Genomic DNA, 22,156 nt, shown 5'->3' with positions numbered 1-22,156 from the left:
TCAAGTCGCCAGGCGCGACAGGTCGGCCACTCGGTTCATCGCCGCATGCAGGCGGCCCAGCAGGGCCAGGCGGTTGGCCCGCAGCGCCGCGTCTTCGGCGTTGACCATCACGTCGTCGAAGAAGGCGTCGACCGGAGCCTTGAGGGCGGCCAGCGCCTTGAGCGAGCCGGTGTAGTCGTGCTGCTCGAACAGCCGGTCAGCGGCCGGCTGGACCTCGGTAATGGCGGCCGCCAGCGCTTGCTCGGCGGCTTCCTGCAGCAGCTCGGGCTTGACCTCGGTGGGCAGCTCGCCCTCGACCTTCTTCAGGATGTTGCCGACGCGCTTGTTGGCGGCAGCCAGCGACGCGGCCTCGGGCAGCGCCGCGAAGGCGCGCACGGCCTCCAGGCGGCGCGGCACGTCGCCCAGGCGGGCCGGACTCAGCGCCAGCACGGCGTCGACTTCCTGGGCGCTGTAGCCCTGGTCGCGCAGCGACACGGCCAGGCGGTCGGCGAAGAAGCCCAGCAGCGCGTCGCGAGGGTTCGTGACCAGCTCGCCGAACGGCGGCACGGCCGCGTCGATCAGCGCGGGCAGATCCAGCGGCAGGTTCTTCTCGACCAGGATGCGGATGACGCCCAGCGCATGGCGGCGCAGCGCGAACGGGTCCTTGTCGCCGGTGGGCAGCTGGCCGATGCCGAACAGGCCCACCAGCGTCTCCAGCTTGTCGGCCAGCGCGACGACCGTGCCGGTGTGGTTGCGCGGCAGCGCGTCGCCGGCGAAGCGGGGCTTGTAGTGATCCTCGATGGCGATGGCGACGCCGTCGCGCAAGCCCTCGTGGCGGGCGTAGTAGCCGCCCATGATCCCTTGCAGCTCGGGGAACTCGCCGACCATGTCGGTCAGCAGGTCGCACTTGGCGAGGCTGGCCGCCTGCTTGACTTTGCTGTCCAGCACCTTGAACTCGTCATCGGCCTCGACCGTGTACGGCAGGGTGGCCATGCTCAGCTGGTTGACGATGGCATGCGCGATCGAGCGCACGCGCTCGGCGCGCTCGCCCTGGCTGCCCAGCTTGCCGTGGTAGACGACCTTGGCGAGGCCGGGCAGGCGGTCTTCCAGCTTCTTCTTGCGGTCCTGGTCGAAGAAGAACTTGGCATCGGCCAGGCGCGGGCGCACGACGCGCTCGTTGCCCTGTACGACGGCGCTGGCGTCGGCCGGCGCGATGTTGCTGACGACCAGGAAATGGCGGGTCAGCTTGCCGGCGTTGTCCAGCAGCGGGAAGTACTTCTGGTTGGCCTTCATCGTCAGGATGAGGCACTCCTGCGGCACGGCGAGGAATTCGGCCTCGAAGGCGCAGGTCAGCACGTTGGGGCGCTCGACGAGGGCGGTCACTTCGTCCAGCAGCGCTTCGTCGTCGATGGGCGTGAGGCTCAGCGCGTCGGCGGCGCCCTTGAGCTGGCGCGAGATCTCGGCGCGGCGCTCGGCGAAGCTGGCGATGACGGCGCCCTGGTCGCGCAACTGGGCGGCATAGCTGTCGGCCGACTCGATGCTGACCTCGGGCTGCGCGGCCTCGAAGCGGTGGCCGCGGGTGGTGCGGCCGGCCATCAGGCCCAGCGCCTGGACGGGCACGACCTCGCTGCCGTGCAGTGCGACCAGGCCATGCGCCGGGCGCACGAACTTCACGTCGCTCCAGCCGTCGGCGAGCTGGTAGGTCATGACCTTGGGAATGGGCAGCTTGGCCAGCGTCTCGTCCAGCGCCTTCTGCAGGCCTTGGGCCAGCGTGGCGCCCGGCTGCAGGCTGTCCCAGAACAGCGCCTCGGCCTTGCCGTCGGGCTGGCGCTTCAGCTGCGGCAGAGCTTCAGGTCCGGCGCCGATGGACGCCAGCTTCTTCAGCAGCGCGGGTGTGGCCTGGCCGTCGGCGGTCAGCGCCACGGCGACCGGCATCAGCTTCTGCTGCACCGCCTTGTCGGCGGCCTTGGCGGCGACGCCGGCGACATGCACGCCCAGGCGGCGCGGCGACGCGAACGACGTGACGGCGGCATCCGCCGCAGCCAGGCCTTGCGCCTTCAGGCTGTCGGCCAGCACCGTGGCGAAGGACTCGCCCAGCTTCTTCAGCGCCTTGGGGGGCAGCTCTTCGACGAAGAGTTCAACGAGCAGATTCATCAAGCGGCCGCCTTCTTGCTGTTCTTCAGTTCGATCTGAGCGACCACTTCATCGGCCCAGGCTTTCGGCGCCATCGGGAACCCGAGGCGCGCGCGGCTTTCGACATAGCTCTGCGCGACGGCGCGGGCCAGGTTGCGGATGCGGCCGATGTATGCGGCGCGCTCCGTCACGCTGATGGCGCCGCGGGCGTCCAGCAGGTTGAAGCTGTGGCCGGCCTTCAGCAGCTGCTCGTAGGCTGGCAGCGCGAGCTGCTGCTCCATCAAGGCCTTGGACTGCTTCTCGTGCGCCGCGAAGGCGCCGAGAAGGAACTCGACGTCGCTGTGCTCGAAGTTGTAGGTCGATTGCTCGACCTCGTTCTGGTGGAACACGTCGCCGTAGGTCAGGCCGTCGGTGTAGACCAGGTCGTACACGGACTCCTTGCCCTGCAGGTACATCGCCAGCCGCTCCAGGCCGTAGGTGATCTCGCCGGTGATGGGCTTGCAGTCGATGCCGCCGACCTGCTGGAAGTAGGTGAACTGCGTGACCTCCATGCCGTTCAGCCACACTTCCCAGCCCAGGCCCCAGCAGCCGAGCGTCGGGTTCTCCCAGTCGTCCTCGACGAAGCGCACGTCGTTCTTCTTCAGGTCGAAGCCCAGCGCCTCGAGCGACCCCAGGTACAGCTCCAGGATGTTGGCCGGCGCGGGCTTGAGCACGACCTGGTACTGGTAGTAGTGCTGCAGGCGGTTGGGGTTCTCGCCGTAGCGGCCGTCCTTGGGGCGGCGGCTGGGCTGCACGTAGCCGGCCTTCCAGGGCTCGGGGCCGAGGGCGCGCAGGAAGGTGGCGGTGTGGCTGGTGCCGGCGCCGACTTCCATGTCGTAGGGCTGCAGCAGCGCGCAGCCTTGTTGGGACCAGTAGTCCTGAAGCGTCAGGATGATTTGCTGGAAGGTCAGCATGGGATCAGGGGAGAAGGGGGTGGCCGATTCTATTGGGCCGCCTTCCTCAGTCCGATCAGGGCAAACAGTGCCAATCCCCAGAGTGGCCACAGGCCCAGCGCGGCCAGCCAGCGGGCGTAGGGCGTGGCGCCGCTGCGGCCCTCCACGTCGGCCTCCAGCACGCCGCGCTGCAGCGCCGGCAGGCGGGCGGTGATGCGGCCGTGGTGGTCGACGACGGCCGTCGCGCCGGTGTTGGTCGAGCGCACGACCGGCCGCTGGAATTCGAGCGCGCGCATCTGCGAGAACTGCAGGTGCTGGTCCTGGACCATGACGGTGCCGAACCAGGCCAGGTTGCTGACGTTGACGAACACGGTCGCCGCGTCCGGCCCGACGGCGCTCTGCACGAAGTCTTCGCCGAACAAGTCCTCGTAGCAGATCAGCGGGCGCAGGCGCTGGCCGGCCACTGCCCAGGGGCGTTGGTGTTCGCCGTGGGCCTGGTCGTCCAGCGGGATGTTCATCGCCCGCACGAACCAGCCGAAGCCGGGCGGGATGAATTCGCCGAAGGGCAGCAGGTGGCGCTTGCCGTAGTGATAGTCGGTGCCGAGGCCGACGACGGAGTTGACGAAGCCCACGTCGGCATTGCCGAGGAAGGCGCCGAGCAGCACGGGGCGCTCGGGGTTCGCCAGGCGCACGAGCGTGGCGCGGTCAAGTTCGGCCAGCGGCAGCGGCACGACGGATTCGGGCGTGATGACGACCTGGCCCCGTGCGGACTCGATGAGCCGGGTCAGCGTGCCCAGGTTGGTGGCGAAGCGCTCGGGGTCGAACTTCTGGTCCTGCGGGATGCTGGGCTGGACCAGCGACAGCGCGATGCGACCGCTGGAGGTGGTGAAGTCCTGCGGCAGCAGCAGCCCGGCCAGCGGCAGCAGCAGCGCGGGGGCAGCCAGCGCCCAGGCACGCTCCTTCAGCAGCATGAGGCCGGCGGCGGCCAGCGCGGCCAGCGCCGTGATGCCGTAAATGCCGATCCATGGCGCCCAGCCGGCCAGCGGGCCAGCCGTGTGCGCGTAGCCCGAGGCGATCCACGGGAAGCCGGTGAGCCAGCTCGCCCGTGCCAGCTCGGCCAGCAGCCATGCCGGCACCAGGGCCAGCAGCCGCATGCGGCCAGGGGCGATCCAGCGGGCGGTCAGGCCCAGCGCGAGCGCGTAGTAGCCGCTCAGACCCGCCGCCAGCAGCCCGACCGCCAGCGCGGCCAGCAGCCAGGGGATGCCACCGAACTGGTGCATGCTGATGTGCAGCCACCACAGCCCGGCGGCCAGCCAGCTCCAGCCGAACAGTGCGCCGCACAGGGCAGCCACCCGGGGCGTGGCGCGGGTGACCAGGCCGAACAGCAGAGCCAGCGCGGCGAGCTGCGCCCACCAGGCGCCGGTCGGCGCGAAGGAGGCCGTGTGCAGCAGGCCGGCGGCCAGTGCAACGGCCCCGGCGACACCCGCCCTCACGCCTCGGACTCGTCTTCAGGCGCGCGCGTGACCTTGAACCAGCGCACCGCGCCGCCGCGGGTCAGCATGACGGAGAAGTTCAGCCCCGCCACCTGCACGGACTCGCCGCGCCGCGGCACGCGGCCATGCTCATGGGCGACCAGGCCGCCGATGGTGTCGAAGTCGTCGTCCGGCAGCGCCAGGCCGAAGGCACCGTTGACGGCCGCGATGGTCGCGTCGCCCGCCACGCGCTGGCTGCCGTCTGCCAGCGTGTACAGGCCCGACTCGCCATCCTTGTCGTCGAACTCGTCCTCGATCTCGCCGACGATCTCCTCCAGCACGTCCTCGATGGTGATGAGGCCGGCGGTGTTGCCGAACTCGTCGATGACGATAGCGAGATGGTTGCGGTTGGAGCGGAAGTCGCGCAGCAGCTCGTTGAGCCCCTTGCTCTCGGGCACGAAGACGGTCGGCCGCAACAGCGCGCGGAGGTTGAGCTCCGGGGCGCGCTGCATCTTCAGCAGGTCCTTGGCCAGCAGGATGCCGATGATGTTGTCACGCCCGCCTTCGTAGACGGGAAAGCGCGAATGGCCGGTGTCTATGACGATGCCCAGCAGCTCGTCGTAGGGCGCGTCGATGTCCAGCAGGTCCATGCGCGGCGCGGCCACCATCGCGTCGCCGGCCGACAGTTCGGCCATGCGCAGCACGCCTTCCAGCATCTGGCGCGACTCGGGCTCGATCAGCTCGCGCTGCTCGGCATCGGCCAGCGTATCGATCAGTTCGCTCTTGGAGTCGGGGCCGGGGTGGAGGAACTCCAGCATGCGCTCCAAAAGGCCACGCGCCTCGGGCGGGTGTTTGGCGGCCCCGCGAACTGGGGGCCGGCCTGAATGCGGTTCGCTCAAGGGGAGCTGTCAGGGTATTGCGGAAGGGACAGAATAGCCGATTGGTTTGACAAACCCTTGTTTCCCGGCGCCGAGTCCCTATCTTGGCTGCCTTCTTCCGAAAACGGTTCCCGCCATGTCCAACTCCGCCAACGGCCTCATTCCTGCAACCATCCTCACGGGTTTCCTCGGCGCCGGCAAAACCACCTTGCTCAAGCGCGTGCTGACCGAGGCCCACGGCCAGAAGATCGCCGTCATCGAGAACGAGTTCGGCGAGGAGAACATCGACACCGACATCCTCGTGTCGGACACCAACGAGCAGATCATCCAGATGAGCAACGGCTGCGTCTGCTGCACCATCCGCGAGGACCTGCGCACGACGCTCTCCGACCTGGCCGCCAAGCGCCGCAAGGGTGAATTGACCTTCGACCGCGTCGTCATCGAGACCACCGGCCTGGCCGACCCGGGCCCTGTGGCGCAGACCTTCTTCATGGACGACGAGATCGCCGAGAGCTACCTGCTGGACTCCGTGCTGACGCTGGTGGATGCCAAGCACGCCGACGAGCAGCTCAACACCCGCCAGGAAGCGCGCATGCAGGTCGGGTTCGCCGACCAGATCTTCATCAGCAAGAGCGACCTGGTGGAGCCTTCGGCCGTCGAGGCGCTGATCCACCGCATCAAGCACATGAACCCGCGCGCGCCCATCCAGACGGCGCATTTCGGTGAGGTGGCGCTAAGCAAGGTGTTCGACCTGCGGGGCTTCAACCTGAACGCCAAGCTGGAGATCGACCCCGACTTCCTGAAGGCGGACGACCACGGCCACCACCATCACCATGATCACGACCATGAGCATGGCGAGCACTGCGACCACCCGCATCACCACGCCCACGAGGACGACGTGAAGAGCTTCGTCTTCCGCTCGGACAAGCCCTTCAACCCGGCCAAGCTGGAGGACTTCCTGGGCGCCATCGTGCAGGTCTACGGCCCCAAGATGCTGAGATACAAGGGTGTCCTACACATGAAAGGCACGGAGAAGAAGGTCATCTTCCAAGGCGTGCATCAGATGATGGGCTCCGATCTCGGCCCGAAATGGATGCCGGGTGAGAAAAAGCAGAGCAAGATGGTGTTCATCGGCATCGACCTGCCGAAAGACGTGTTGATGCAAGGTCTGGAAGGCTGTCTGGCGTGATGTTTTTGCCTCCTTGGAAGCATGCTTTCAAGGGGGAACCGACCTGGAAATTCGCATGGCTACAATCCGCCGCGCTCAAAATTGGGCTGCCGGCTGAAAAGCAGTGCGACCAAGGTCTGACACCGCGCCGATGCAAGCCCCCGAGAGCGAGGAGAAGACAGTGAGCAAGATCCCGGCCCCCAAAACCGCCGCCGCATCCAAGGGTGCGAAGACTGGCGCCAAAACCGACGCCGGCGCTGACGTCGCTATGTTGGAAGTGCCCGCCCCCGCGAATCGCTTCGCCGATCGCTTCGCTCCGCCGAAGCCGCCCGCGCGTGGCGCCAACCACACGGACGAGACGCCGCGCATTGCCGCCAAGGGCGACCCGAAGCTGGTCAACGCCTGGAAAACCAAATCCGGTGCGGAGCTGACCGACGCCGAAGTCCTGGCCATGCCGGACTCGGAGTACATGAACGCCAAGCAGATCGAGTTCTTCCGCGCCAAGCTCAACGCGCTGAAGGACGGCGTGCTGTCCAACGCGGGTGAGACGACCGAGCACCTGCGCGAGGACACCACCATCGTCCCCGACCCGGCCGACCGCGCGACCATCGAGGAAGAGCATGCGCTGGAACTGCGCACGCGCGACCGCGAGCGCAAGCTGCTGAAGAAGATCGTGCAGTCCATCGCGCGCCTGGACAGCGGCGAGTACGGCTATTGCGACGAGACCGGCGAGCCCATCGGCCTGGGCCGGCTGATCGCCCGCCCGACCGCGACGCTGTCGCTCGAAGCGCAGCAGCGCCGGGAGCTCAAGCAAAAGATGTTCGGCGATTGATGTGGCCCACCCCCTACCGGCTTCGCCGGCCCCCTCAAGGGGGCACTGCCAGCGGCCCGGCAAAGCCGGTTCCGCGGCAGTCGCTGGGTAATGTCTAGTGCGTCGCCGGAATGAGGGATAGTCAAGCCATGTCCGAGTCCAAGCCCGCAGACCCGAAGGAAGGCGACAGCTTCTTCCGCAAGGTTGCGCGCTTCGTCGCCAACCCGACGACGGACTGGTCGGAGATCAATTCGCGCCAGGACGATCCCGAGGGCGACCTCGCCAAGGCTGAGCTGCGCGCGATGGTGGAGCGCAAGCGCCGCAACGACTTCGTGCGCAAGCGCGAGCTCGACATGCTGCGCCGCATCCGCCGCGAGGGGCTGACGCCGGAGCAGCTGGCGGCGCTGGCCGCGTCGCCGTCCAGGCTGGGCGACGACGACCGCATCAGCGAGCCCAGCTCCAAGATCGACCTGGGCGTGAAGGCCAAGATCGACGAGATCGAGCAGCAGATGGTGGGCGAGAGCTTTGCGACCACGCAGGCCGTGCCCAAGCAGCAGCCCGGTTTCTTCGAGACCAGCACGCGGCCCGTGGCCTTCGCGTCCACCGTGGCCGCCCCGTCGCCGGGCGACGCGGCGGTCGGCCGTGTCAGCGAGTTCTCCACGCTCAAGGAAGCCAAGCGCCTGTCGGCGCCGACGCCGCCGGCCGCCGTCACCATGGGCGCGGCCATCCCGCCGCTGTCGGACTCGCCAGCGAGTCGCCTGCCCGACATGCCGCCGCTGGAGATGCCGCTGTCGTTCACGCTGGCCGATTCGTCGGCGCCGGTCGAGGTGCAGGAGGTCGTGCACGACCCCGATCTCGACGAGGCCGTCATCGCCTTTGCCAACGCCGACTACGACAACAGCGAGCGCGCGTTGACCGAGCTGGTGCGCCCGGGCGGCAGCCGCAACCTGCACGGCGAGACCTGGCTGGTGCTGTTCGACCACTACCGCGCCACGGGCGCCCAGGGCAAGTTCGAGGCGCTGGCCGTCGAGTACGCCCAGCAGTTCGGGTTGTCGGCGCCGCAATGGTTCTCCATGCCCAAGCTGGTGGCCGAGTCGGCCCGCCATGCCAGCCGCCTGCCCATGGGCAAGGCCGGCCAGATCAGCTGGACGGCGCCGGCCTCGCTGTCCGCCGAGGACGTCGCCGTGCTGCAAAAGCGCAGCGAAACCCTGCCGATGCCCTGGGTGTTCGACTGGGGCACGCTGGACGACGTGCAGATCGACGCGGCCATCCAGTTGCGCCAGCTGTTCCGCCTGTGGGCCACGCAGCAGATCGACCAGCGCTGGGTGGGCGGCGACCGTTTCCTCAACCAACTGAAGGAACTCGCCCCGGTCGGCGAGCGCGACACCGACCCGGCGCTGTGGATGCTGCGCCTGGAGGCCTTGCGCCTGGCCAACCGGCCGGACCAGTTCGACGAAGCGGCTATCGACTACTGCGTGACCTACGAGGTCTCGCCGCCATCCTGGGAGCGCGCCAAGTGCCGCGTGCGCATCGGCGGCGAAGGTTCCTCGACCAACAGCTCCGCGACCAGCACGATGCAGAGCGAGGCGCAATCCAGCTTCCTCGACACCAGCGTCCACGACGCGGCCAGCTCGGCGGCCCAGGTCGAGCTGCAGGGCCAGCTCAGTGGTGACATCTCCGAGAACCTGCGCGCGCTGTCTGCCGAGATCGGCGATGCCAGCCTCATCAACATCGTCTGCACCAAGCTGATCCGCCTGGACTTCATGGCCGCCGGCGACCTGTTGAACTGGGTGCTGCAGCGCCGCACCGAGAACCGTTCGGTGGTCTTCACCGACGCCCATCGCCTGGTGGCGCTGTTCTTCGGCGCCATGGGCATCAACGAGCACGCGAAAGTGAAAGTCAGGATCAACTGACTTGTCCCGCGTCGGCTTGGCCCCACTTGGAGGCCCTATGTCTTCTGAATCCTCCTCCGCCGTCTATCACGGCACCACCATCATCTCCGTGCGTCGCCAGACGCCCGCCGGCTGGCAGGTCGCCATCGGCGGCGACGGCCAGGTCACGCTGGGCAACACCATCGTCAAGGCCAGCGCGCGCAAGGTGCGCAAGCTGTATCGGGACCAGGTGCTGGCCGGTTTCGCCGGCGCCACGGCCGATGCCTTCACGCTGTTCGAGCGCTTCGAGGCCAAGCTGGAGAAGCACCAGGGCCACCTCGTGCGCGCCGCCGTCGAGCTGACGCGCGACTGGCGCACCGACCGCGTGCTGCGCCGCCTGGAGGCCATGCTGGCCGTGGCCGACCGCACGGCCTCGCTGATCATCACCGGCAATGGCGACGTGCTGGAGCCCGAGCAGGGCATCGTCGCCATCGGCTCGGGCGGTGCCTACGCGCAGGCCGCCGCCAAGGCGCTGCTGGCGCACACCGAGCTGGGGGCGGCCGACATCGTCAAGAAGTCGCTGGAGATCGCCGGCGAGATCTGCATCTACACGAACCAGAACCACACGCTCGAGGTGTTGGAATGAGCTCGATGACCCCGATGGAGATCGTCTCCGAGCTGGACCGCCATATCGTCGGCCAGCACGCCGCCAAGCGCGCCGTTGCCATCGCCATGCGCAACCGCTGGCGCCGCCAGCAGGTCGACGAGAAGCTGCGCGGCGAGATCTCGCCCAAGAACATCCTGATGATCGGCCCGACGGGCGTCGGCAAGACCGAGATCGCCCGCCGCCTGGCACGATTGGCCGGCGCGCCGTTCATCAAGGTCGAGGCCACCAAGTTCACCGAGGTCGGCTACGTCGGCAAGGACGTCGACTCCATCATCCGCGACCTCGTCGAAGTGGCCGTCAAGCAGGAGCGCGAGCTGCAGATGCGGCGCGGCCAGACGCGCGCCGAGGACGCCGCCGAGGAGCGCATCCTGGACGTGCTGCTGCCGGGCATCGAGCCCGATAACGCCACGCGCCAGGCCATGCGCAAGCGCCTGCGCGAGGGCCAGCTCGACGACAAGGACATCGAGCTCGACCTGCTCGCCCCCAAGCCCAGCCTCGAGGTGCTCGGCCCCTTCGGCAACCAGCCCGGCATGGAAGACATGGCCGAGCAGCTCAAGGGCATGTTCAGCCAGTTCGGTGGGGCGCAGAAGAAGACGCGCAAGCTCAAGGTCGCCGAGGCCTTCAAGCTGCTCGTCGACGAGGAGGCGGCCAAGCTGGTCAACGAGGAAGAGATGCGCGCGACGGCGCTCGCCAACGCGCAGGAGATGGGCATCGTCTTCATCGACGAGATCGACAAGGTCGCCTCGCGCAACGAGCATGGCGGCGCCGAGGTGTCGCGCCAGGGCGTGCAGCGCGACCTGCTGCCGCTGGTGGAGGGCACGACGGTGTCGACCAAGTACGGCCTGGTGAAGACCGACCACATCCTCTTCATCGCCAGTGGCGCCTTCCACCTCGCCAAGCCGAGCGACCTGATCCCCGAACTGCAAGGCCGCCTGCCCATCCGCGTCGAACTCGATTCGCTGTCGGTGGCGGATTTCGAGGCCATCCTGACGAGCACGCATGCCAGCCTGGTCAAGCAGTACCAGGCCTTGCTCGCGACCGAGGGTGTCACGCTGGACCTGCAACCCGAGGCCATCCGCCGCATCGCGCAGATTGCCTTCGAGGTGAACGAACGCACCGAGAACATCGGCGCACGGCGCCTCGCGACGGTCATGGAGCGCCTGCTCGACGAGATCAGCTTCGACGCGCCCAACCGCGCGGATCAGACCGTGTCGCTCGACGCCGAGGCGGTGGACGCCAAGCTGAAGGCGCTGGCGGCCAACGAGGACTTGAGCCGCTTCATCCTGTAGCCCTCAGTGCGGCAGGCTGGCCGCGCTGCCGGTCCAGCGTAGCAGCTGCATGAGGGTCGGTGCCTGCGTCTTGCCGAGCAGGTTGCGCACGTGGCTGCGCACCGTGCTCACGCACAGGCCGAGATGGCGTGACGTGGCGTCCACCGGTTCGCCATCGGCCAGCAGCATCAGCACGTGGCGTTCGGCCTTGCTGAGCCGGCACTGACGGGTCAACGCATCGATGCGGGCGGCCTGCGTCAAGGCCGGCTCGTCCAGGTGCAGGCTCAGCAACACGCTTTGAGGCGGCCAGCCCGACGCCTGTGCGATGGCGGGCGCCAGCGGCGCCGCATGCAGCCAGCCCGTGGTCAGCCCAGGCGTGAACCAAAGGCCGGTGCGCGACGACGTGCACGCCGAAGCCTGCTTCAGCAGTTCGTCCAGGTGCGGCGCGTCAAGCTGGCCCAAGCCCATCAGTTGGCCCGCGCGCGCCTGGCCCAGGCCGTCGGCGAGCAGATGTTCGGCGCTGGTGTTCATGAACAGCAGGCGGCGGTCCGGCAGCAGCACGAGCAGTGGCTGCGGCAGGGCGCCAAGTACCTGGTGCGGCTGCGGCGTGTGGGCGCTGGCCGCGCGGACGGACGCTTCGGACGGAACGGCTTGCAGCATGGAATCCCCCTGAGCTTACGCGGCGCGACGACGCCGTCTCTTGTCATCAAGTTTGGTGAGTGCAGGGCGCCGCCGCCATTGCCGAGAAGTACGCGCTGCGTGGCCCGACGCATAAGCCATCCGGCCGAGCCAAAGGGATGGCCAGAAAGCGACGACGAAGCGGAAGGGCGTCGATACCATCGACCGCAGCGGGGAGACTGCGCATGAAGATTCTGTTGATCGATGACCACCCCTTGTTCCGCGAGGGTGTGGCGCTGCTGTTGAAGCCGCTGGTGGAGGACTTGCAAACCTGGGAGGCGGGCAGCTGCGAGGAGGCGTTCGCCTTGCTGGCGCAACGCGGCGGCGCCGACCTGGTGATGATCGACCTGGGCCTGCCGGGGCTGTCCGGCCTGGAAGGCCTCGCCCGGCTGCGCAGCGACCATCCCGAGGTGCCGGTGGTCGTCATGTCCTCGGCAGACGACAAGGACACCGTGCTGGCCGCGCTCGATGCCGGCGCCATGGGCTTCATCCCCAAGAGTTCGACGTCCCAGGTCATGCTGGGCGCATTGCGCCTGATCCTGGCCCACGGCATCTATCTGCCGCCCTCGGCCTTCCTGGGCGGGCGGGCGCCGCCTGCCGCCGAGCGCACTGCGGCTGCACCGCCGTCGCCGGCACGTGAGCGCCGCCCCGCCGACCTCGGGCTGACACCCCGCCAGGCGGACGTGCTGCACCTGTTGCTGCAGGGCAAGCCCGCGAAGCTGATCGGCCGCCAGCTCAACCTGTCGCTGAGCACCGTCAAGGCCCATACCTCCGCCGTGCTGCGCGCGTTGAACGTGACGACGCGCACCCAGGCCGTGTTGGCCGCCAGCCGGATGGGGTTGTGCTTCGAGAACGCAACGCCGCCGCGGGAGGCGACGGCCGAGCCCGACGGGCTCGGCGGCATCAAGTGGGCTTAGAACTCCGCGGCGGCTGCCTCGGCGAGCGCTGCGAACGTGGCGTTCTCGAAGAGCATGTCCACCAGCTGCGATGCCAGCAGCTTGCCGGCGAGCGAATCACTGGGATAGTGCAGCCCGGCAATCTCCCGATTCCAGGCAATGTCCGCCGCCGCGGCCATCAGGGCGTCAGTCAACTGCGGGAACAGCCTGGCGTAGAAATGCCAGGGCGTGCGCCTGCGTTGAATGGCCACTGGGATAGGCCGGATGCGCCGGGTGATCCCGGTCGCCGTGGGGGAACATCGGTTCCAGCGGCTCGCTGCAGCACATGCCTGGCCGGCCGCGCTTGAAGCGCCGCTTGAAGTGGTAAATGGGCGCGAGCATGTTGTCGAACAGCGCATTGACGGCCTTCTTTGCGCCGGGGCGATCCGGCGCCTCGACGCTGCCGACGACCGCCTGCACCGTCGAGGTGGCCTCGATGTCGTAACCACGACCCTGCCGTTCGATCTCCGCCCGGCGATCACGCCGAAGCGGCGATTTCAGGCCGACGAGATAGCGACATTCGCTTGCGGTCCGCTGCCAGGGCGGGTCGGGCAGAGTCAGCAACGTGCGCCAGTCCTGGGGCAGGTGCGGCGTGGGTGACCGCTCGTTTTCCTTGAACCGGTCTCCCCACGCGTCATCCGGAAACCGGCAGCGCTCAGGTTGGAAGACTTGCGTGTTCATGAGAACGATTCAGTGGATTCGCTGACCTCCACCAGGCAGCAGCGCAGCGCCCCCGTCTTCCAGTGCTGGCCCTCGTCGCCTTGCAGCCAGGTTTTCGCAGCGCCATGGTCCTTGAAGGCGCGGGTGAACTTCGCGGTGTGCTGCCCGGCTGCGGCCACTGTCGTCTCCTCGACGATCGTCAGCTTCGGAGGGCGATCCGAACTTTTGTTGCTCGCCCCGGTGGGCGGTCGATCCGCAGACTCGGTGCTCGCGTGCCTGGGTGGGCGATCCGCCGATTCGGTGCTGACTCCGCCGTAGCCGGCCGTGCTCAGGTCCGCGGCTTTGGACACCGCTGCCGGAATAATCTTCATCCAAACAAAACCGTGCTCGATAGACATGGCGCCTCTCCTGAAGGTTGATGGCGCGGCAAGCGTAACGGGATGTTCCATACTCGCCCATGGCACTTTTGTCTCATGCGATTGGTTGCTTGACCCTTGTGCTGCTGGCAGCTGGGTTGCGCTCCGACGCCAGTCACAAGCCGCCGCGCGGCCTGATCGCTTTCATCGGGACAGGGGTCACGACGAGAGACGAGTCCTTCGCCAAGTTCGAGGCCGCGCTTCGCCAGCGGCATCCTGAACTGGCGCGTTCCTTCGACCTCGGCCTGTTTCGAGCAAGCGCCGGCGACGACGCAGGCATCCGTGACGCCGTCGGGCGCGCGTTGCAGGCGCACGCCCGATTGCTCGTCACGCCCACGGGCCGTACATCGACGGTGGCCGCACGGGTCGCCAAGGGCACGCCACTGGTCTTCGCCACCTACTCCGACCCCATAGCGAGCGGTGTTCGGGATGCCATGCAAACGTCCCGCATGGCCACCACGGGCGTTGCCCTGGCCGACCAGCTGCACGCGAAGCGGCTGGAAATCCTGAGGGACGCGTTGCCGCACCTTCGCGAGGTGGCTGTGCTGGCCGACCGGGACTGGGTGCAGGAGTACGACCCCGACAACCGGCTGGGGCGAATGGCAGCCCACATCGGCCTGCGGACCACGGTGGTGCTGGCCGAGAACATCAGTGAGCTCGAGGCGCTGATGACCGATCCGGCGACCAGGCGCTTCGACGCCTGGTACATCCCGCCCACCTATATCGCCTACCTCGCGCAGCGCCAGCTCATCGCGCACCTGAAGCGCCTTGGCAAGCCGGGCATGCATGCGACGGTCGGCGAGGTGGAGGCGGGCGCAGCCATGGCCTATGCGCAGGACAGCGCCTTCGCTTACGACGCGCTGGCGGACCTGGCAGCCCGCGTTTGCCAGGGCGAGTTTGCCGGCGCGATCCCGGTGCAGACGCCGCAGCGCTTCACGCTGGCGCTGAGGACCGACGCGGGCGACCGCATCGCACCTGCCGTTGTGCGGCGTGCGGACCGGGTGTACTGAGCGCATGCGGATGCAGGCTTTGCAACCCCGCGGCCTGGCCCGGCGCTATGCCTGGCTGATCGGCAGCATCGCGACGGCGCTGATCCTCGTCTCGGGCCTCAGCGAGATGTACTTCGGCTACCGCGAGGCCCGCGAGCACATCTCGCGCCTGCAGGCGGCACAGGCGATGGCCGCGGCGCGTGAGATCGAGCAATACCTGAAGACGTTGACCGCCGGTATCGCCGACGCCGCCAAGCTGCCGTGGGGCCAGGAGCCGTTCGGGCTGCAGGCCAGGCGCCAGGAGTTCCAGCGCCTGATGGTGCTGCACCCGGCCATCCTGGAGCTGCAGTCGGTCGATCGCACGGGGCGCGAGCAGTTGTTCGTGTCGCGCAGCCAGCCCGACCGGCTGTTCTCGCAGCAGCAGACCGCCTTCATGGCGGCGCCGCAAGAAGGCAGGCCGGCGTCCGTCGGGTTCGAACAGCCGTTCTTTCGTGGCGCCAGCGAGCCCACGATGCTTCTGACCGTGCCGGACCGGGGCCCCGGCGGCGCATTGACGGTCGCAGCCGTCAATCTGCGCTTTCTGACCGACGTCAGCGGTGGCCTTGCCGGCATCGGCGACGGGCGGGTCTTTGTCATCGATGCCGCCAACCGGCTGATTGCCCACCCGGTGGCGACGCATGTGTCACGCAGCCTCGACATGACCGACTTTCCGCCGGTGCGCTTGCTGCGCGATCGCGCCGGCGCGACGCGGGATGCCTCCGGGGCGCTCGACGCCGAGGACCTGGGCGGCGCCGCCGTGATCGCCAGCGCGGCACGCGTGGAAATGACCGATTGGCTGGTCGTCGTCGAGGTGCCGCGGGCGGTCGCCTTGGCGCCGGCGATGTCCACGCTGCAACGCACGCTGCTTTTGATGAGCTTGGGTCTGGCGCTTGCGTTGTTTGCGAGCCTGCGCTTGGCCGCGCGCATGGCCACGCCCATCGTCAAGCTGCGGCAGGCGGCAAGTCGCATCGCACAGGGCGACCTCGGCTCGCGTCTGCAAGTGCAAAGCGGCGACGAGATCGAGATGCTCGCGCAGGACTTCAATGTGATGGCGGCCGAACTGGAAGCCTCCTACGCCGGGCTGGAGACCAAGGTCGAGGACCGGACGCGTGCGCTGTCGCGCGCCAATGAGCAGCTTGGCGAGCAGGCCGGGGAGCTGGCGCGGCTGAACACGCAGTTGATCGCCAACATGGAGGAGCTCCGCCTGCGCACCGAAGAGGCCGAGCGGGCGAACGCCGCCAAGACGCGCTTCCTCGCCGCCGCCAGCCACGATCTTCGCCAGCCCATGCACACCGTGGGCCTGCTGACCGGCGTGCTGAGATTGCGCCTGGACCGGCCCGAACTGGCGGGACTCGCAGACAAGGTGCTCGCATCGGTGGCGGTGATGGAGGGGTTGTTCAGCAGCTTGCTGGACATCTCCAAGCTAGACGCCGGTGTGATCAGGCCCGAACTGCAGAACATCCCGCTGCGACCCATGCTGGAGCGCGTCGAGACGGCCTATGGCCCGCAGGCACGCGAGGCCGGGCTGGCGCTGCGCGTGAGGCCCTGCGACGCCGTCGTGCGCACCGATGCCCTGATGCTCGAGCGCGTGCTGGGCAACCTCGTCTCCAATGCGATCCGCTACACGACGCGTGGTGGTGTGCTGCTCGGCTGCCGGCGCCGCGGGCAGGCGCTGGCGATCCAGGTTTTCGACACTGGCATAGGCATCGCCGCTGAGCATCAGGAGCAGGTGTTCGAGGAGTTCTACCGCGTGGGCGGTGGCCGTGCGGCCCGCGCCGAGGGACTGGGGCTGGGCCTGTCCATCGTGAAGCGCAGTGCCGCGATGCTGGGGCACGGCCTGCGCATGCGGTCCACGCCCGCACGGGGTTCGATGTTCGAGATCTGCGTCCCCCTCGTCTCCCTGCATTCGAGCATGGCGTTGGCGAACGCGGCCGCGCCGGTCGGCGGGTACGATCTGCACGGCGTGTTCGTCTTGGTCATCGACGATCACCCGCACAACCGCGAGGCCTTGGGCGACGTGTTTGGCCAGTGGAACGCCCAGGCGCTCTGCAGTGCCTCGGCGGACGAGGCGCTGGCGCAGCTGGGCCAGCACCTGCGCACGCCGGACCTGATCGTGGCGGACTACCAGCTGGCAAACGGCCAGGACGGCTTGGCGGCCATTGAACAGGTCCGTGCGGCGGTCGAGGAATGCGTGCCGGCGATCCTGCTGACCGGCACGTTGGACAGCGTCGATCCGGCCCTGCTGCGAGCGACCCAGGCGATCGTCGCCATGAGCAAACCCACCGATGCGGGCAGGCTGCTGCGAGGTGTCGACGAGGTGATCAGGCGTGCCATCGATCCCGTCGCGGAACCGCCTGCGGCGGCCGGAAGTCCTTGACCGTCAGCCCCTTGCGGCATTGATCGCCAGCAAGCCGTCGAAGATCAACCCTTCGACCAGCTCATGCGGCACGTCCAGCGACGGCGCCACCTTCCAGCCCGCGCCGCCGGTCATCAGCACCAGCGGTTCGCGACCTTCGCGCTGGCGCAGCAGCCGGGACATGCGCTCGATGGCGCCGGTGATGGCGAAGGTGCCGCCGGTCGTCAGTGCGTCGCTGGTGTTGGTGGGGAAGTCGCGCACCTCGCCGGTGGGTACGCGCAGGCCGGCGGTGCCGCCTTCCAGCGCGCGCAGCATGATGCCGTGGCCCGGGAGGATGAGGCCGCCGAGGAACTGGCCGCTGCTCGACAACGCATCGACCGTGACCGCCGTGCCGACCATCACGGTCAGCACCGGTCCGTCGAAGCCGCGCTTCCTTGCATGGGCATGCGCGCCGATGACGGCCACCCAGCGGTCGGCGCCCAGGCGCGTCGGGTGGTCGTAGCCGTTGGTCACGCCGGCGGCCTCGGACGAAGGCACGACCCAGCGCGCCGCCAGGTCCCAGTGCTCCATCTGCTCCTCGACCCGGCGGCGCACCGCGTCGCCGGCCACATTGCTGCCCAGGATGCGCGTCGGCGGCGCCAGGTTCTGCCAGTCCTCGTCGGCCAGGCGGTCGATGTTTTCCAGGAAGACGGCGCCATGCTGCTCAGGCGGGCTGCCCGGCTCCGCCCCATCCGGATAGACGGCCCACTTGAGCCGCGTGTTGCCGATGTCGATGGCCAGAAAGCTCATGTTGGGCTGTGGCGTGAACGATGCCGCGAGCCTACCAGCAGGATTTCCCGTTCCTGTGCGGGTTTCTGCTTCAATCGAAGACCCCCCGACCGCTCTGTCCCACAAGGAGAACCCCATGCTGCGTCGCCTGCGCATCCAAGCCAGACTCTGGCTGGCCTTCGGCATCATCCTGGCGATGACGGCGGTCCTGGCCGCCGTCGGCGGCTTCGGCCTGCAGGTGTCGCAGAAGGCCATCCAGGGCATCACGCAGAAGCTCATTCCGACCGCCAACATCACCATGGCGGCGCGCAGCCAGTTGCTGCAGAGCAGGGCGGCCACGTCGACGCTGGTGGCTTCCATCTTCAACAAGGAAGCCCTGGCTCGCGCCCGCAAGGAGTGGGACACGGCCCAGGCGGGCCTGGACCAGGCCATGGACGACTTCGGCGCCATGGCGACCGAGCAAACGGGCAAGGACAACCTCGCCAAGTTCCGCGAGCTGATGGCTGCCTATCGCAAGGCCGCACGCCCGGCCGCCGACAAGCTGCTGGCCGACGGCTATGCCGACTCGCAGTCGGCATTCGACGACATGAAGGCCGCCGACGCAGCCTACGAGCCGGCGCTGGCCATGCTCACCAACATCGAGGCCGACCTGAAGAAACGCGGTGACGCCATCTTCACGAAGGTCGACGGCATGGTCGGCAGCGCCTTCATCGTCTTCCTGGTCGCCTTCGCCGTCTGCGTCATCGTGGGCGCCGTGCTGGCGGTGCAGATCTCGCGCTCCATCATCGGCCCGCTGACGGCCGCCAAGCGCTTTGCCGAACGCATGGCCGGCGGCGACCTGTCGCGCGCGCCCGAGGCCAGCGGCAAGGACGAGTCCGCCGAGATGATGCAGGCCCTGGCTGCCATGCAGAAGTCGCTGTCCGAGATCGTCGGCCAGGTGCGCGAGTCGGCCGAGAGCATCCAGGTCGCCTCCAGCGAGGTGGCCAGCGGCAACATGGACTTGTCGCACCGCACGGAGCAGACGGCGTCCAACCTGCAGCAGGCGTCCAGCTCCATGACGCAGCTGACCGGCACCGTCAGCCAGAGCGCCGATTCGGCCATGACGGCCAAGCAGCTCGCCGGTGCCGCCGCCGAGACGGCCGGCCGCGGTGGCGAGGTGGTGTCGCGCGTGGTCAGCACCATGGGCGAGATCAACAACGCCAGCAAGAAGATCGCCGACATCATCGGCACCATCGACGGCATCGCCTTCCAGACCAACATCCTGGCGCTGAATGCCGCCGTGGAGGCGGCGCGCGCGGGCGAGCAGGGCCGCGGCTTCGCGGTCGTGGCGGGCGAAGTGCGCTCGCTGGCCCAGCGTTCGGCGGAAGCAGCGCGCGAGATCAAGGGACTGATCGGTGCCAGCGTCGAGCGTGTCGAGGCCGGCACCAGCCTGGTCAACGACGCCGGCACGACGATGACCGACATCGTCGGCTCCGTGCAGCGCGTGACCGACATCATCGGCGAGATCAGCGCGGCCGCTGCCGAGCAGAGCCAAGGCATCGCGCAGGTCAACGGCACCGTGATGGAGCTGGACCAGATGACGCAGCAGAACGCTGCGCTGGTGGAGGAGTCCGCTGCGGCCGCTCAGTCGCTGAAGGAGCAGGCCGTGCGCCTGGCCGGCCTCGTCGCCTCGTTCAAGCTGAGCTAGCCCGGGACTGGCTCTCGACCCGCTCCGGGTTGCTGCCGGCGCACAGGGCGACGGCGCGGCGCGCCTTCTTTACGAGGTCTCGGCCGCCGGTTGGGCGCCCACCTGCGGGCGCTCCGTGTTGGGCACCCAGTCCCACCATTCGTGCTGGCCCTCTTCGGCATTGCCCTGCGTGCGGTGCACATCCCAGGTCACCAGATAGTCCGGGCTCTGCATGTCGACGCCGGAGGCCACGTTCCGGTAGTGACCGGGCGGAGCCTTGAACCAGGCGCGCAGGTCCGGCGGCAGCATGAACTCGGCCGGCGCGACGGCCGGGTCGCTGTGCTGCAGTGCCAGAGTGATGCCTTGCTCGGCATCGACCCTCAGCACCCGGCCGGCCAGCTGGCGCTGGCGCAGCAGCGAACCGTCCAGGTCGAAGTAGTTGATGCCGACCACGCAGCGGCGGTCCAGCAGGTCGGGGAGCTGCATCAGTGGCGGAGGGGCGCGACGCCCACTTGCGGCATGTTGGCCAGGCCGATGTCGCGGGCGTGCTGCTCGAAGCCCTTGTTCTTCCAGAAGAAGGCGCCGGGCATGGTGGTGGGGATGACCAGCACGTAGAACAGCGCGCGGCCCATCAGCGCGGTGGCCACCAGCGTCAGGCCCGACACGGCCAGGCCCAGCAGCTGCAGCGCATGCACGCCGTCATTCAGCAGCAGGCTGGCCAGCAGGCCGGCGGCCAGCAGCAGGTTCAGGCCCAGCAGCGTGTTGCGCAGCAGATAGGTCTTGCCGAAGGTCGTGCTCAGCACGTAGTGCGCGGCGCCGCCTTCATGCTCGGCGCTACCCATCTCGCGGCCATGGGCCAGCAGGCCGACGCCTTCCAGCAGCAGGCCCACGCACAGCGCGGCGGCGGCGACGCGGACGACCATCGTGAAGCTTTCACCCGTCAGGCCCAGCGTGGCCACCAGCACGGTGCCGGCCAGCAGGCCGCCCAGCGACAGCATGTTGCCGCCGAAGGAGGTGCCGGTCTGCCAGTGGTTCCAGAACGGGCGGGCCTTGATGCGGTAGCAGCGGTACATGTAGTACAGGCCCGCGGCGCTGCCGGCCAGCGCGAGGTAGCCGGCGGCGGTGGCGGCCGCGCTCGTCAGCGACGCTGGCACGATGGCATCGGGTGTGATGCCGAACACGCTCTGGAACAGGCCCGCGAACACCGGATTGGCCGGCAGGCTGAACGCGATGTGCATGCCCAGCGCGGCCATGAAGATGGCGATGCCCAGGCCCTCGCGGGACACCGGCGAATGGCGCAGGTTGTTGAAGCCGCGGTAGAAGCGGTGCGGCTTGCCCAGGTGCATCGTCGACATGAACAGGCCGAAGGCCACCAAGCCGAAGCACAGCATGGCCAGCGGCACGTACATCGCCGAGGCGGCGAAGGCGGTGAAGCCGTCCAGGCCCAGTTGCGCACCCAGGAAGCTCAGCGCGAACGCGCCGGCGGCCGTCTGCGCGGCCAGCGTGAACAGCACCAGCGGGTTCTCGCGCGACGACAGGCGCTTGAGGTTCCAGTGGCGTTCCTTGCCCAGCTTCTGGTCGATGGCCGGGCGGTAGCGGCCTTCGCCGTCCTTGTGGTACTTCACCGGCATGGAGTCGGTGCGCGTCATCTCGTCCGGCAGCTTCTTGATCTGCTGGAAGCGGATGTTGGGGTGGGTGATCTCGGGCGACGGGAAGCCGGGGATCTCCACACGCGCCTGCTCGCGGTTGGCGGGGATGTTCTCGATGACGCCGAAGTCCAGCGCATTGCCCACGCAGGCGGACACGCAGGCGGGCTTGAGGCCCACTTCCAGGCGGTCCACGCACATGTTGCACTTGGAGACCTGGCCCTTGACGGGGTCCAGCTGCGGCGCGTTGTACGGGCACACCCAGGTGCAGTAGCCGCAGCCGAAGCAGGTCTCGGGGTCTTGCAGCACGGCGCCGTACTCGGTGTGCTTGGTGTAGGCGCGCGTCGGGCAGCCGCGCAAGCAGACCGGGTCATCGCAATGGTTGCAGGCCATGGAGATGTTCATGCGCTTGTAGTCGGGGAAGCTGCCGCCTTCCACATAGCCCACCGAGCGGAAGGCCAGGTGAGGCGGGTTCTCGTTCTTCTCGGAGCAGGCGGCCTCGCAGGCGTGGCAGCCGATGCAGTTGTCGGCCGTGAAGAAGAAGCCGTGCTGCTTGTTGCGGTTGGGGTTGGTGCCGACCGCCGGGTTCTCGTTGATGAACATCGAGCGGCCCGGCGTCAGGTGCGGCGCCTCGGCCTTCACGTGCTCGATCAGGTCGATCTTCTGGCCGTAGCGGTTGCGCTCGGCCATCTCCTTGTCCTGCAGGAACGCGTAGTGCTGTTCCTCGGTGCGGATCTCCCAGATCTTGCGGGGCCGCGCCGCGCTCTTGGTGGCGTCGTTGATGAGCTGGTCCAGGGGGAGGTCGTTCTTCATGGGGTTCACCG

Annotated in this window: 20 protein-coding genes; 9 read left to right on the top strand and 11 right to left on the bottom strand. The window is 68.4% G+C overall.

Annotated elements, in window-relative coordinates:
* The 4 genes from glyS to ASD35_RS08955 are packed head-to-tail and all read right to left on the bottom strand — an operon-like array spanning position 1 to position 5,415.
* Positions 1-2,133 (bottom strand): glycine--tRNA ligase subunit beta, encoded by a 2,133-nt coding sequence (gene glyS / locus ASD35_RS08970; protein ID WP_056874499.1) that lies wholly within the window; start codon positions 2,131-2,133, stop codon positions 1-3.
* A complete protein-coding gene (gene glyQ / locus ASD35_RS08965; protein WP_056874498.1) occupies positions 2,133-3,065 on the bottom strand; it encodes a glycine--tRNA ligase subunit alpha in 933 nt (310 codons plus the stop codon). The genes glyS and glyQ overlap by 1 nt, the downstream gene beginning before the upstream one ends.
* A gap of 29 nt (positions 3,066-3,094) precedes the next feature.
* A complete protein-coding gene (lnt, locus tag ASD35_RS08960; protein ID WP_056874497.1) occupies positions 3,095-4,537 on the bottom strand; it encodes an apolipoprotein N-acyltransferase in 1,443 nt (480 codons plus the stop codon).
* Complete coding sequence (locus ASD35_RS08955) at positions 4,534-5,415, bottom strand: HlyC/CorC family transporter (RefSeq protein ID WP_056874496.1); 882 nt, start codon at positions 5,413-5,415, stop codon at positions 4,534-4,536. Before ASD35_RS08955 ends, lnt begins: the two co-directional genes overlap by 4 nt.
* A gap of 115 nt (positions 5,416-5,530) precedes the next feature.
* Between ASD35_RS08955 and ASD35_RS08950 the strand changes: the two genes are divergently transcribed.
* The 5 genes from ASD35_RS08950 (at position 5,531) to hslU (ending at position 11,200) form a co-directional block, all read left to right on the top strand.
* A complete protein-coding gene (locus ASD35_RS08950; RefSeq protein ID WP_056874495.1) occupies positions 5,531-6,583 on the top strand; it encodes a GTP-binding protein in 1,053 nt (350 codons plus the stop codon).
* A gap of 130 nt (positions 6,584-6,713) precedes the next feature.
* On the top strand, positions 6,714-7,394 hold the full coding sequence (gene dksA / locus ASD35_RS08945) for an RNA polymerase-binding protein DksA (protein ID WP_235538275.1): 681 nt from the start codon (positions 6,714-6,716) through the stop codon (positions 7,392-7,394).
* A 128-nt stretch (positions 7,395-7,522) separates the two neighbouring features.
* Positions 7,523-9,286, top strand: a complete 1,764-nt coding sequence (locus ASD35_RS08940; RefSeq protein ID WP_056874494.1) for a hypothetical protein — start codon at positions 7,523-7,525, stop codon at positions 9,284-9,286.
* Positions 9,287-9,323: 37 nt separating this feature from the next.
* Positions 9,324-9,890, top strand: a complete 567-nt coding sequence (gene hslV, locus ASD35_RS08935) for an ATP-dependent protease subunit HslV (RefSeq protein ID WP_056874493.1) — start codon at positions 9,324-9,326, stop codon at positions 9,888-9,890.
* On the top strand, positions 9,887-11,200 hold the full coding sequence (gene hslU, locus ASD35_RS08930) for an ATP-dependent protease ATPase subunit HslU (RefSeq protein WP_056874492.1): 1,314 nt from the start codon (positions 9,887-9,889) through the stop codon (positions 11,198-11,200). The genes hslV and hslU overlap by 4 nt, the downstream gene beginning before the upstream one ends.
* Before the next feature lie 3 nt (positions 11,201-11,203).
* Here the strand turns inward: hslU and ASD35_RS08925 are convergent, their stop codons facing one another.
* Positions 11,204-11,839 carry a helix-turn-helix transcriptional regulator gene (locus ASD35_RS08925; RefSeq protein WP_056874491.1) on the bottom strand — a complete coding sequence of 212 codons (636 nt, stop codon included), beginning with the start codon at positions 11,837-11,839 and terminating at the stop codon, positions 11,204-11,206.
* A 203-nt stretch (positions 11,840-12,042) separates the two neighbouring features.
* Between ASD35_RS08925 and ASD35_RS08920 the strand changes: the two genes are divergently transcribed.
* The gene (locus ASD35_RS08920) at positions 12,043-12,774 is read left to right on the top strand and encodes a response regulator transcription factor (RefSeq protein ID WP_056874490.1); all 732 of its coding nucleotides are present in this window, start codon (positions 12,043-12,045) and stop codon (positions 12,772-12,774) included.
* On the opposite strand, the gene ASD35_RS27065 is transcribed toward ASD35_RS08920, so the two are convergent.
* The 3 genes from ASD35_RS27065 to ASD35_RS27060 are packed head-to-tail and all read right to left on the bottom strand — an operon-like array spanning position 12,771 to position 13,850.
* Entirely contained in the window at positions 12,771-12,947 is a 177-nt protein-coding gene (locus ASD35_RS27065; RefSeq protein ID WP_157275439.1) for a hypothetical protein, read from the bottom strand. The two genes, ASD35_RS08920 and ASD35_RS27065, sit on opposite strands and share 4 nt — an antisense overlap.
* On the bottom strand, positions 12,940-13,473 hold the full coding sequence (locus ASD35_RS08915; RefSeq protein ID WP_056874489.1) for a hypothetical protein: 534 nt from the start codon (positions 13,471-13,473) through the stop codon (positions 12,940-12,942). Before ASD35_RS08915 ends, ASD35_RS27065 begins: the two co-directional genes overlap by 8 nt.
* Entirely contained in the window at positions 13,470-13,850 is a 381-nt protein-coding gene (locus ASD35_RS27060; protein ID WP_157275438.1) for a hypothetical protein, read from the bottom strand. Before ASD35_RS27060 ends, ASD35_RS08915 begins: the two co-directional genes overlap by 4 nt.
* 98 nt (positions 13,851-13,948) lie before the next feature.
* Between ASD35_RS27060 and ASD35_RS08910 the strand changes: the two genes are divergently transcribed.
* Both ASD35_RS08910 and ASD35_RS08905 read left to right on the top strand, forming a co-directional pair.
* Entirely contained in the window at positions 13,949-14,878 is a 930-nt protein-coding gene (locus ASD35_RS08910; RefSeq protein ID WP_235538294.1) for an ABC transporter substrate binding protein, read from the top strand.
* A 166-nt stretch (positions 14,879-15,044) separates the two neighbouring features.
* On the top strand, positions 15,045-17,273 hold the full coding sequence (locus tag ASD35_RS08905) for an ATP-binding protein (protein WP_162254436.1): 2,229 nt from the start codon (positions 15,045-15,047) through the stop codon (positions 17,271-17,273).
* A gap of 3 nt (positions 17,274-17,276) precedes the next feature.
* Here the strand turns inward: ASD35_RS08905 and ASD35_RS08900 are convergent, their stop codons facing one another.
* Entirely contained in the window at positions 17,277-18,041 is a 765-nt protein-coding gene (locus ASD35_RS08900) for a type III pantothenate kinase (protein WP_056874486.1), read from the bottom strand.
* A 115-nt stretch (positions 18,042-18,156) separates the two neighbouring features.
* Between ASD35_RS08900 and ASD35_RS28385 the strand changes: the two genes are divergently transcribed.
* On the top strand, positions 18,157-19,707 hold the full coding sequence (locus ASD35_RS28385; RefSeq protein ID WP_056874485.1) for a methyl-accepting chemotaxis protein: 1,551 nt from the start codon (positions 18,157-18,159) through the stop codon (positions 19,705-19,707).
* Positions 19,708-19,776: 69 nt separating this feature from the next.
* On the opposite strand, the gene ASD35_RS08890 is transcribed toward ASD35_RS28385, so the two are convergent.
* Together ASD35_RS08890 and ASD35_RS08885 are read right to left on the bottom strand one after the other, a co-directional pair.
* Positions 19,777-20,172, bottom strand: coding sequence for a hypothetical protein (locus ASD35_RS08890; RefSeq protein ID WP_056874484.1), 396 nt, complete (start codon positions 20,170-20,172; stop codon positions 19,777-19,779).
* The gene (locus ASD35_RS08885; RefSeq protein ID WP_082580009.1) at positions 20,172-22,145 is read right to left on the bottom strand and encodes a DmsC/YnfH family molybdoenzyme membrane anchor subunit; all 1,974 of its coding nucleotides are present in this window, start codon (positions 22,143-22,145) and stop codon (positions 20,172-20,174) included. The genes ASD35_RS08890 and ASD35_RS08885 overlap by 1 nt, the downstream gene beginning before the upstream one ends.
* Between the last annotated feature and the right edge of the window lie 11 nt (positions 22,146-22,156).

Origin of the sequence: Pelomonas sp. Root1444, from assembly GCF_001426885.1 — a bacterium.
GTDB lineage: Bacteria > Pseudomonadota > Gammaproteobacteria > Burkholderiales > Burkholderiaceae_C > Pelomonas.
Note: the sequence above shows the minus strand (reverse complement) of the source record. Positions and strands in the feature narration are given on the sequence as shown.

Coding starts and splice junctions, on each gene's coding strand:
- glyS (WP_056874499.1), bottom strand. CDS start 2,133: ATGAATCTGCTCGTTGAACTCTTCGTCGAAGAGCTGCCCCCCAAGGCG.
- glyQ (WP_056874498.1), bottom strand. CDS start 3,065: ATGCTGACCTTCCAGCAAATCATCCTGACGCTTCAGGACTACTGGTCC.
- ASD35_RS08950 (WP_056874495.1), top strand. CDS start 5,531: ATGTCCAACTCCGCCAACGGCCTCATTCCTGCAACCATCCTCACGGGT.
- dksA (WP_235538275.1), top strand. CDS start 6,714: ATGCAAGCCCCCGAGAGCGAGGAGAAGACAGTGAGCAAGATCCCGGCC.
- ASD35_RS08940 (WP_056874494.1), top strand. CDS start 7,523: ATGTCCGAGTCCAAGCCCGCAGACCCGAAGGAAGGCGACAGCTTCTTC.
- hslV (WP_056874493.1), top strand. CDS start 9,324: ATGTCTTCTGAATCCTCCTCCGCCGTCTATCACGGCACCACCATCATC.
- hslU (WP_056874492.1), top strand. CDS start 9,887: ATGAGCTCGATGACCCCGATGGAGATCGTCTCCGAGCTGGACCGCCAT.
- ASD35_RS08925 (WP_056874491.1), bottom strand. CDS start 11,839: ATGCTGCAAGCCGTTCCGTCCGAAGCGTCCGTCCGCGCGGCCAGCGCC.
- ASD35_RS08920 (WP_056874490.1), top strand. CDS start 12,043: ATGAAGATTCTGTTGATCGATGACCACCCCTTGTTCCGCGAGGGTGTG.
- ASD35_RS08915 (WP_056874489.1), bottom strand. CDS start 13,473: ATGAACACGCAAGTCTTCCAACCTGAGCGCTGCCGGTTTCCGGATGAC.
- ASD35_RS27060 (WP_157275438.1), bottom strand. CDS start 13,850: ATGTCTATCGAGCACGGTTTTGTTTGGATGAAGATTATTCCGGCAGCG.
- ASD35_RS08905 (WP_162254436.1), top strand. CDS start 15,045: ATGGCCGCGGCGCGTGAGATCGAGCAATACCTGAAGACGTTGACCGCC.
- ASD35_RS08900 (WP_056874486.1), bottom strand. CDS start 18,041: ATGAGCTTTCTGGCCATCGACATCGGCAACACGCGGCTCAAGTGGGCC.
- ASD35_RS28385 (WP_056874485.1), top strand. CDS start 18,157: ATGCTGCGTCGCCTGCGCATCCAAGCCAGACTCTGGCTGGCCTTCGGC.
- ASD35_RS08890 (WP_056874484.1), bottom strand. CDS start 20,172: ATGCAGCTCCCCGACCTGCTGGACCGCCGCTGCGTGGTCGGCATCAAC.
- ASD35_RS08885 (WP_082580009.1), bottom strand. CDS start 22,145: ATGAAGAACGACCTCCCCCTGGACCAGCTCATCAACGACGCCACCAAG.